Below are 9,619 nucleotides of genomic sequence, written 5' to 3'. Positions count from 1 at the left end.
GGCGCCGCCCCCCCCCCCCCCGCGCTCGCGCTTGGGCCGGGGGGGGGGGGGGGGTCCCTCGGCCCCCCCAACCCCCGGGGGGGGGGCGGGGGGGGGGGGGCCCGGGCCCCCCCCCCCCTCGGCTTTCCCCTCCGTATCAGAACCCCGTGAATCCCCCCCGGGTCCCCTCCCGGGTTCTGATGACATGTACGACACTCAGGGCCCGGGCAGGGTTGCACGCGTCTTCAAGATTCTTTGTGCACGTGTTCCACGAACCGCTCCGCCGTCTCCGCCAGCACCTCCCGGCCGTCCCGGGCCCACAGCTCCTCGTTGAAGAGTTCGACCTCGATGGGACCGGTGTAGCCGGCCGCCTCCACATGGCCCCGCCACTCGCGCATGTCGATCGCGCCCTCGCCGAGCTGACCGCGGCCGTTGAGGACGCCCTCGGGCAGCGGGGTGATCCAGTCCGCGAGTTGGAAGGTGTGGATACGGCCGCCCTCCCCCGCGCGGGCGATCTGCGCGGGAGCCTGGTCGTCCCACCAGATGTGGTACGTGTCCACCGTGACGCCCACTTGATGAGCCGGGAAGCGCTCGGCCAGGTCCAGGGCCTGGGCCAGCGTCGACACCACGCAGCGGTCGGCGGCGTACATGGGGTGCAGGGGCTCGATGGCCAGGCGGACGCCGTGGTCCTCGGCGTGGGGCGCGAGGTCGGCGAGGGCGTCCGCGATGCGTTCGCGGGCCGCCTTCAGGTCCTTGCTGCCGGGCGGGAGGCCGCCGGAGACCAGGACCAGGGTGTCGGTGCCGAGCGTGGCCGCCTCCTCGATCGCCCGCCGGTTGTCGGCGAGGGCACGGGACCGCTCCTCCGGGTCGATCGCCGTGAAGAAGCCGCCCCGGCACAGGGTCGTCACCGTCAGGCCCGCGTCCCGGATCAGTTTGGCCGTCTCCGCGACGCCGTACGCCTGGACCGGTTCGCGCCACAGGCCGACCTGGCCGACACCCAACTGGGCGCAGGCGTCCACCAGTTCCGGCAGGGACAGCTGCTTCACCGTCATCTGATTGATGCTGAAGCGCGCGAGATCGGTCACTGGTTCACCCCGTACAGCGACAGCAGGTTCTTCATCCGTTCCTCGGCGAGCTTGGGGTCCGGGAACAGGCCGAGGCCGTCGGCGAGTTCGTAGGCGCGGGCCAGGTGCGGGAGGGAGCGGGCCGACTGCAGGCCGCCGACCATCGTGAAGTGGCACTGGTGACCCGCCAGCCAGGCCAGGAAGACCACGCCCGTCTTGTAGAAGCGGGTGGGGGCCTGGAAGAGGTGGCGGGACAACTCGACCGTGGGATCGAGCAGTTCACGGAAACCGGTCGTGTCCCCGGTGTCCAGGACCCGTACCGCCTGCGCCGCCAGCGGCCCCAGCGGGTCGAAGACGCCCAGCAGGGCGTGGCTGAAGCCCTGGTCGTCGCCCGCGATCAGCTCGGGGTAGTTGAAGTCGTCACCGGTGTAGCAGCGGACCCCGCGCGGCAGCCGGCGGCGGAGGTCGATCTCCCGCCGCGCGTCCATCAACGACACCTTGATGCCGTCCACCTTGTCCGGGTGCGCGGCGATGACCTCCAGGAACGTCTCCGTCGCCGCGTCCAGGTCGGCCGCGCCCCAGTAGCCCCCCAGCGCCGGGTCGAACATCGGGCCCAGCCAGTGCAGGATCACCGGCCCGGCGGACTGGCGTAGGAGATGGCCGTAGACCTCCAGGTAGTCCTCGGGGCCGGAGGCGGCCGCGGCAAGCGCCCGCGACGCCATCAGGATCGCCTGGGCCCCCGACTCCTCCACCACCGCGAGCTGTTCCTCGTAGGCGGCGCGGATCTCGGCCAGGGAGCCGCACTCGATCTGGTCGGTGCCGGCCCCGCAGGCGATACGGCCGCCCACCGACCGCGCCTCGGCCGCGCTCCGGCGGATCAGCTCCGCCGCGCCCGCCCAGTCCAGGCCCATGCCCCGCTGGGCGGTGTCCATCGCCTCGGCGACGCCGAGTCCGTGGGACCACAGGTGGCGGCGGAAGGCGAGGGTGGCGTCCCAGTCGACGGCGGCGGGCGAGTCGGGGGACACGTCCGCGTACGGGTCGGCCACGACGTGCGCCGCCGAGAAGACCGTACGGGAGGTGAAAGGGGTGCCCGGCGTGCTCGCCGGCGGCTCGATGCGGGGTTCGTACGTACGCAACGAACCGTCCACTGAAGGGAGTTGGATGGTCACAGGGCGATCTCCGGTACCTCGATGCGGCGGCCCTCCGTCGAGGACTTGAGGCCCAGCTCGGCCAGCTGGACGCCACGGGCGCCGGCCAGCAGGTCCCAGTGGTACGGCGCGTCGGCGTGGACGTGCCGGAGGAACAGCTCCCACTGGGCCTTGAAGCCGTTGTCGAAGTCGCCGTTGTCCGGTACCTCCTGCCACTGGTCGCGGAAGGCCTCGGTGGCCGGGAGGTCCGGGTTCCAGACCGGCTTGGGGGTCGCCGACCTGTGCTGCGCCCGGCACTTCCTGAGCCCCGCCACCGCGGAGCCCTCGGTGCCGTCGACCTGGAATTCCACCAGCTCGTCGCGGTTGACGCGGACCGCCCAGGAGGAGTTGATCTGGGCGATCGCGCCGCCCTCCAGCTCGAAGACGCCGTACGCCGCGTCGTCCGCCGTGGCGTCGTAGGGCTTGCCCTGTTCGTCCCAGCGCTGCGGGATGTGGGTGGTGGCGAGGGCCTGGACGGACTTCACCCGGCCGAACAGCTCGTGCAGGACGTATTCCCAGTGCGGGAACATGTCGACGACGATGCCACCGCCGTCCTCGGCGCGATAGTTCCAGGAGGGGCGCTGGGCGGGCTGCCAGTCGCCCTCGAACACCCAGTAGCCGAACTCGCCCCGCACGGAGAGGATCCGGCCGAAGAAGCCGCCGTCGATGAGCCGCTTCAGCTTCAGCAGGCCCGGCAGGAAGATCTTGTCCTGGACGACGCCGTGCTTGATGCCCTTGGCGTGGGCCAGCCTGGCCAGCTCCAGCGCGCCCGCCAGGCCCGTCGCCGTCGGCTTCTCGGTGTAGATGTGCTTGCCCGCCGCGATCGCCTTCTTGATCGACTCCTCACGGGCCGAGGTGACCTGGGAGTCGAAGTAGATGTCCACGGACGGATCGGCCAGCACCGCGTCCACGTCCGTGGAGACCTGGTCGAGGCCGTGGCGGTCGGCGATCTCCCGCAGGGCGTGCTCGCGGCGGCCGAGCAGGATCGGCTCCGGCCACAGCACGGTGCCGTCGCCGAGGCGGAGGCCGCCCTGCTCGCGCAGGGCGAGGATCGACCGTACGAGGTGCTGGCGGTAGCCCATGCGCCCGGTCACGCCGTTCATGGCGATTCGCACCGTCTTGCGTGTCACGTGAGTCCCCTCTGTCAACCCATGCAGCAAGCGCTTTCTACGCTGAGAAGCTAGCCTCTGGACGGTGGTCCGGACAAGACCGTGTCCCCTTCGAGTTGTTCGAGGGGGCGAACAATCGAGGGCCATGGCTTTAAGGTCTGCTCGACGGATTCTCGGAACCAGCAGCAGGACCTGGCTGTCTACGAGGGCGTACGACACGATGCGCGACCGGAGGACGACGAGATGACGGTGACCCTGGCGGATGTGGCGGCCCGCGCCCAGGTCTCACCCGCGACGGTGTCGCGCGTGCTGAACGGCAACTATCCGGTGGCCGCCTCCACGCGCGAACGGGTGCTGCGGGCGGTGGACGAGCTGGACTACGTCCTCAACGGCCCGGCGAGCGCCCTCGCCGCGGCCACCTCCGACCTGGTCGGCATCCTCGTCCACGACATCGCCGACCCCTTCTTCGGGATCATGGCGAGCGCGATCCAGGCGGAGATCGGGGGCGTCGGGGGTGGCCGGGCGGGCGGTGAGCGGCTCGCGGTGGTCTGCAACACGGGTGGCTCGCCGGAGCGTGAGCTGACGTATCTGACGCTGCTGCAGCGGCAGCGGGCGGCGGCCGTGGTGCTGACCGGCGGGGCCGTGGAGGACGCGCCGCACGCGGCGGCGGTCGCGGCGAAGCTGCGCAAACTCGCCGAGGCCGGGACCCGGGTGGTGCTGTGCGGGCGGCCGCCGGCGCCCGACACCGAGGCCGTGGCACTGCCCTTCGACAACCGGGGCGGAGCGCACCGGCTCACCGAGCATCTGCTCGGCCTCGGCCACCGCCGCCTCGGCTACATCGCGGGCCCCGAGGAGCGTACGACGACCCGGCACCGGCTGGAGGGCCACCGGGCGGCACTGGCCGCGGCGGGCGTCGAGGAGGACCCGCGCTGGACGGTGTACGGCCGCTACGACCGGCAGTCCGGGTACGAGGCCACCCTGGAGCTGCTGCGCCGGGATCCCTCCCTGACCGCCGTCGTCGCCGCGAACGACTCCGTCGCACTCGGGGCGTGCGCGGCGCTGCGGGACTCCGGGCTGCGGATTCCGGACGACGTGTCGGTCGCCGGGTTCGACGATCTGCCGTTCAGCGTGGACGCGGTGCCTTCTCTTACGACCGTGCGGTTGCCGCTCGCGGAGGCGGGGGCCAGGGCCGGGCGGATCGCCATGGGGCGAGAGGAGGCGCCCCCCGGACGGATCGCGACCGTCCGGGGGGAACTGATGGTGCGGGGGTCCTCGGGAGTGCCCCGGTCAGCCGGGAAGTGACCTTCCCAGCAGCGGCATCGGTGCCTCGCCCCTCCTGCGGTCCCGGTACCAGCGCCTGCCGGTCTCGTAGGCCCGGCGGGCCCTGCGTACGGCGGGGACCTGGGTGGCGAGGTGGACCTGGTAGCGCCACGGGGCCTGGTGGCCCTGACGTACCGACATGGCGTAGGCGAAGGAGACCGGGTCGCGGTCCAGGTAGTCGTCCAGTTGCTCGAACCAGGCCATGCTGGTGCGCGCACCCGCCTGGATGGGGTGGAGTTCGGCGCGGCGGTGCTGGTCGTACTCGCGCAGTGCCGTCCGCGGATCCGGGAAGCTCGACAGGCTGTGGGCCAGCACGATCGCGTCGATCATCGCCAGCCGGGTGCCGGAGCCGAGCGTGAAGTGGGTGGTGTGCGCGGCGTCGCCGGCCAGGACGACGTTGCCGTCGACCCAGGTCCGGTTGCTGATGTGCTGGAACCGCTGCCATTTCGCCGGTTCGCCGCGTGACCTGCTGATCAGGGAGTGGCCGTCGAGCGCCCGGTGGAAGATCTTCTCCAGCAGGGGCATGGCATCCTCGGGATCGAGCGCGTCGAGGCCGAGGCCCTGCCAGGTCTGCGGTGAGCACTCCACGATGCAGGTGCTGATGCCGTGGAACGACGGATAGGCGTGGAACCAGATCCAGCCGGCCGGGGTCTCCTCGAAGCAGAACACGAAGCTGTCGAACTGCCGGTCCGTGCCGAGCCAGATATAGGGGTTGCGGCCGGTCTCCACCTTGGTCCCGAAGTGCTCGGCGCGGCTCTGCCGGATCCGGCTGCCCGCGCCGTCGGCGGCCACGATCAGGTCGGCCTCGGGCAGATCGGCGGGGTCGGCGAGCTTCTCGTGGCGGACGTCGACGCCGAGCGCCCGTGCGCGGCGGGTCAGCACGTCCAGCAGGGCGGCGCGGCCCATGCTGTAGCCGTAGCCGCCGAAGTACGCCGTGCCGTCGTGCCGGCTGCCGTGCAGGCGGATCTCCTGGTCCTGCCAGAGCACGGAACCGGCGCTCACCGCCCGTGCGCTCTCGGGGTCGTTGCTGTGCAGGATGTCCAGCAGATCGTTCCAGTACACGACCCCCCAGCCGTACGTCGCCTCCGGCGGGTCCCGCTCGATCACGGTGATCTCGTGACCGGCGTCCCGCAGTTTCGCGGAGATCGCGAAGTACAGCCCTGCCGGGCCTCCGCCCACGCAAACGATCCTCATCCGGTACTACCTCCGTTGTCACGGCCACACTGGAACATCACTTCTGTTACGTGCTCGTGCATATGGATCCGGGTGCCCGTGAGGTCGGGCACCCGGATCCACCCTTGGTTTGTCAGGGCGGTGTCGGCTACTGGTGTCGGCTACTGGTGTCGGCTACTGCTGGGCGCTCAGTCGCAGCCCCAGCCGCCGCCCCAGCCCCAGCCGCCGCCGTCACCCCAGCCCCAGCCGCCGCCCCAGCCCCAGCCCCAGCCCCAGCCGCCGCCGCCCCAGCCCCAGCCCCAGCCGTCTCCGTGGTACGTGGCGACGTGTGCGGGAGCAGACGCGGGAGCAGAGGAGGTGGCAGCCTGGGCCGCTCCGGCTCCGGCCACGATGGCCAGGATCGGCGCCGAGCAGACCGCTATGGCCACTCTCTTCATCCGGGTGGTGTGTGCGCGCATGATGAGCCCCTCTCCGGAGGGTGTGGTTGAGTTGCCGGACGGCCTCGACGGGCCGCCCGTTGCGCTCCAGCCTGCGCGTCGCTCGGAGCGCCGCCCGCCGCCATGTGATTGGCGCTCTCGCGGCGGACCGCCACGTCCGCCATAAAACGGACATAAGTGGCGTTCTCCATCAAAGCTACGACGAGGTTGCGACGTAGTCAAAAGCAGGACTCCCTACCGGCCTAAAGAACAGGCAAAGGAAACGGACCCGGGTCCGGACAGCCAACGCCCCTGCACCCCAGCACATTTGATACGCCGCCGAGCCGGACCGTGGACGCGGGCGGGCGGCAGGCCTAGGCTCTGGAGGACGGCATCTCTGACTGAGTCAAACATCGGGGGCGATCATGACCGTCCAGGACGTCCGCGCCTTCAACCGCTTCTACACGGGCGTCATCGGCGCCCTCGACTACGGCCGCCGTCTCTACGCCCCGTACACCCTCACCGAATCCCGGGTGCTGTACGAACTCGCCCAGGTCCCGCACCTGGACGCGGTCGATCTGCGCACGCTGCTCGACCTGGACGCCGGGTATCTGAGCCGGATCCTCAACAAGTTCGAGGACGCCGTGCTGATCGAGCGCGGCCCCTCGCAGAGCGATCCGCGCCGGCGGCGGGTGCGGCTCACCGCGCAGGGACGGGAGGCCGCCGCCCTGCTCGACGAGCGGGCCCGGGAGACGGTCGGCGCCATGCTCGCGACCGTGGCCCCGGCCGACCTGCCACGGCTGGCGCAGGCCATGCGGACCGTCCAGGAAGTCCTCGGCGAGGGCGGGGCCCGGAACGGCGAGGCCGTGCTGCGCGAGCCACGTCCGGGCGACCTCGGCTGGATCGTGCAGCGCAACGCAGCCCTGTACGCGGCCGAGTACGGCTGGAACGCCGACTACGAGGGCCTGGTGGCCCGGATCGTCGCCGACTTCGCGGAGGACCACGACCCACATCTGGAGCGGGTGTGGATCGCCGAGCTGGGCGGGCGCCCGGTGGGCTGCGTGATGTGCGTACGGGACGACGCACCCGGTACCGCGCGGCTGCGGCTGCTGCTCGTCGAGCCGGAGGCACGCGGGCACGGCATCGGCGACCGGCTGGTGCGGGCCGTGGTCGACTTCGCGCGCGGGGTCGGCTACCGCGACCTGGTGCTGTGGACCAACGACGTGCTCAGCGGCGCCCGCCGGATCTACCAGCGACACGGCTTCGTCCTCGTCGCGGAGAAACCGCACCGCTCCTTCGGCAAGGATCTCGTGGGCCAGGACTGGCGACTGGATCTGCACGAATCGGACGGCTGACAAGTCACGAATCGGACGGATGACGAGTAGGGTCCGGGCCATGAAGCTGGCGTTCTCCACTCTCGGTGTCCCCGGCCTGCCCGTCCCTGAGGTCCTGTCGCTCGCGACCGCGCACGGCTACCACGGCGTCGAACTGCGCGCCCATCCGGAGGAGCCGGTCCATCCCGGCCTCTCCCCCGCCGAACGCGCCGCCACTGCGGCCCGGTTCAAGGAGGCCGGGGTCGAAGTGCTGGGCCTAGCCGGGTACGCGCGCGTGGCCGCGCCCGGTGACGACGCACCCGTACTGGCGGAGATCCGGGATCTCCTCCATCTCGCCCACGACCTGGGCGCGCCCTTCGTCCGGGTCTTCCCCGGCGCCGACCCCGACCGCCCCCGCGAGGAGTCCGACGCGCTGGCCGCCCGGCGGCTCGGCACCGCCGCGGAGGACGCCACCGCGCTCGGGGTGCGGATCCTGCTGGAGACGCACGACTCGCATCGCACCGGCGCCGACGTGATCCGGGTGCTGGGCCCGGTCGGGCACCGGCAGGTGGGCGCGCTGTGGGACGTCATGCACACCTGGCTGGGCGGCGAGCAGCCCGCCGACACCTATGCGGCGCTCGCTCCGCATCTGGGGTATGTGCAGGTCAAGGACATCGCGTCGGCCGACGACACAGGGCCGCTGCCGCTGGGCTCGGGGGTGCTTCCGCTCACCGAGTGCGTGGATGTGCTGTGCCGGCACGGGTGGGACGGGTGGTTGTGCTGGGAGTACGAGAAGCGGTGGTACGGGTCGGCCGCGCCGCTTGCGGGGTTGTTGGGGGCGGGGCGGGAGCATTTGCTGCGCTTGCTGGGTGAGGCGGCGTAGGTTCACTGCGGCTACGGGCTCGGGGGGTGTCGGCCGTTGCCGGGTGCGGGCGCGTGGTGGCTGGTCGCGCAGTTCCCCGCGCCCCGGTCAATTCGGTGGCCGGAGTTCAGGTGCCCGGTTAGCCTCCCCCGGTGATCCAGCCGCTCATCGACATACGGCCCCTGCGCGCCTCGCCCCTCTTCCGGCGGCTGCTGGTCGGGCGGGCCGTGTCCACGCTCGGCGGGTTCATGACCATGGTGACGGTCATGTACCAGGTGTGGGACATGACCCGCAGCACGGCGTGGACCGGTGCGGTGGGGCTCGCGCAGGCGGTGCCGCTGGTGGTGTTCGGGCTGTTCGCGGGCGCCTGGGTGGACCGGGCGGACCGGCGGCGGATCTTCCTGACGGCGACCGTGGGCCAGGCGGCCTGTTCCGCGCTGCTGGCCGTGCAGGGCTTCACCGGGCATGTCCCGGTGGCGGCGGTTCTCGCGCTGGTCGCCGCGCAGTCGGCGTTCGGTGCGCTGGGCGCCCCGGCGGCCGGGGTCTTCGTACCGCGGCTGCTGCCGAAGGACCAGGTGGCCGCCGGTCTGGCCCTGAACCAGGTCACCGGCCAGTCGATGATGCTGCTCGGCCCGGCCCTGGCCGGTGTGCTGCTGGGCTGGCTGGGCATCGGCACCTGCTATCTGCTGGACGCCCTCAGCTTCGGCGTCGCCTTCTACGGCGCCTTCGGACTACCCGCGCTGCCGCCCCAGGGCGAGCCGTCGCGGGCGGGCCTGCACGGGGTGCTGGACGGGCTGCGGTTCCTGGCCGGGCACCCGGTGGTGCGGGGCGCGCTGATCACCGACCTCGCCGCGACCGTGCTGTCCTTCCCGGTGAGTCTGTTCCCGCTGGTCAACGCCGAGCGGTTCGGCGACGACCCGCGCACGCTCGGCCTGTTCCTGTCGGCCCTGGCGGTGGGCGGTGTCATGGCCACCGCCCTGTCGGGGGCGGTGACCCGGCTCGGCCGGCCGGGGCCGGTCATGCTGGGCGCGGCCGCCGTCTGGGGTGCCGCGCTGGTGCTCTTCGGGCTGACGACCAACCCGTGGCTCGGTCTCGCCCTGCTCGCCGTCGCGGGCGCCGGGGACGCCATCTCGGTCGTCTCCCGGTCCACGATCGTGCAGACCCGCACCCCGGACGCGCTGCTCGGCCGGGTCACG

9 protein-coding genes are annotated in these 9,619 nt (G+C 71.9%); 4 read left to right on the top strand and 5 right to left on the bottom strand.

The window, feature by feature from the left end; all coding sequences use genetic code 11:
* Window positions 1-224: 224 nt before the first annotated feature.
* The 3 genes from ACFYOH_RS21375 to ACFYOH_RS21365 are packed head-to-tail and all read right to left on the bottom strand — an operon-like array spanning window position 225 to window position 3,360.
* Window positions 225-1,064, bottom strand: a complete 840-nt coding sequence (locus tag ACFYOH_RS21375) for a sugar phosphate isomerase/epimerase family protein (protein ID WP_388627646.1) — start codon at window positions 1,062-1,064, stop codon at window positions 225-227.
* The gene (locus ACFYOH_RS21370) at window positions 1,061-2,212 is read right to left on the bottom strand and encodes a dihydrodipicolinate synthase family protein (protein WP_388627645.1); all 1,152 of its coding nucleotides are present in this window, start codon (window positions 2,210-2,212) and stop codon (window positions 1,061-1,063) included. The genes ACFYOH_RS21375 and ACFYOH_RS21370 overlap by 4 nt, the downstream gene beginning before the upstream one ends.
* Entirely contained in the window at window positions 2,209-3,360 is a 1,152-nt protein-coding gene (locus ACFYOH_RS21365) for a Gfo/Idh/MocA family protein (RefSeq protein WP_388627644.1), read from the bottom strand. The genes ACFYOH_RS21370 and ACFYOH_RS21365 overlap by 4 nt, the downstream gene beginning before the upstream one ends.
* Window positions 3,361-3,582: 222 nt before the next feature.
* Here ACFYOH_RS21365 and ACFYOH_RS21360 point away from each other — a divergent pair, with 222 nt between their 5' ends.
* Complete coding sequence (locus ACFYOH_RS21360; protein WP_388627643.1) at window positions 3,583-4,641, top strand: LacI family DNA-binding transcriptional regulator; 1,059 nt, start codon at window positions 3,583-3,585, stop codon at window positions 4,639-4,641.
* On the opposite strand, the gene ACFYOH_RS21355 is transcribed toward ACFYOH_RS21360, so the two are convergent.
* Window positions 4,627-5,838: an FAD-dependent monooxygenase gene (locus ACFYOH_RS21355; RefSeq protein ID WP_388627641.1), complete on the bottom strand. Its 1,212-nt coding sequence runs from the start codon at window positions 5,836-5,838 to the stop codon at window positions 4,627-4,629. The two genes, ACFYOH_RS21360 and ACFYOH_RS21355, sit on opposite strands and share 15 nt — an antisense overlap.
* A gap of 182 nt (window positions 5,839-6,020) precedes the next feature.
* Window positions 6,021-6,290, bottom strand: a complete 270-nt coding sequence (locus ACFYOH_RS21350) for a hypothetical protein (protein ID WP_388627640.1) — start codon at window positions 6,288-6,290, stop codon at window positions 6,021-6,023.
* Window positions 6,291-6,673: 383 nt separating this feature from the next.
* Between ACFYOH_RS21350 and ACFYOH_RS21345 the strand changes: the two genes are divergently transcribed.
* The 3 genes from ACFYOH_RS21345 to ACFYOH_RS21335 form a co-directional block, all read left to right on the top strand.
* The gene (locus ACFYOH_RS21345) at window positions 6,674-7,603 is read left to right on the top strand and encodes a GNAT family N-acetyltransferase (protein ID WP_388627639.1); all 930 of its coding nucleotides are present in this window, start codon (window positions 6,674-6,676) and stop codon (window positions 7,601-7,603) included.
* 40 nt (window positions 7,604-7,643) lie between these two features.
* On the top strand, window positions 7,644-8,444 hold the full coding sequence (locus tag ACFYOH_RS21340; protein ID WP_388627638.1) for a sugar phosphate isomerase/epimerase family protein: 801 nt from the start codon (window positions 7,644-7,646) through the stop codon (window positions 8,442-8,444).
* 131 nt (window positions 8,445-8,575) lie between these two features.
* A partial coding sequence (locus tag ACFYOH_RS21335; protein WP_388627636.1) for an MFS transporter occupies window positions 8,576-9,619 on the top strand: 1,044 nt, incomplete at its 3' end.

This window comes from Streptomyces sp. NPDC007856 (genome assembly GCF_042868225.1).
Taxonomy (GTDB): Bacteria; Actinomycetota; Actinomycetes; order Streptomycetales; family Streptomycetaceae; genus Streptomyces.
Note: the sequence above shows the minus strand (reverse complement) of the source record. Positions and strands in the feature narration are given on the sequence as shown.

Coding starts and splice junctions, on each gene's coding strand:
- ACFYOH_RS21360 (WP_388627643.1), top strand. CDS start 3,583: ATGACGGTGACCCTGGCGGATGTGGCGGCCCGCGCCCAGGTCTCACCC.
- ACFYOH_RS21350 (WP_388627640.1), bottom strand. CDS start 6,290: ATGCGCGCACACACCACCCGGATGAAGAGAGTGGCCATAGCGGTCTGC.
- ACFYOH_RS21345 (WP_388627639.1), top strand. CDS start 6,674: ATGACCGTCCAGGACGTCCGCGCCTTCAACCGCTTCTACACGGGCGTC.
- ACFYOH_RS21340 (WP_388627638.1), top strand. CDS start 7,644: ATGAAGCTGGCGTTCTCCACTCTCGGTGTCCCCGGCCTGCCCGTCCCT.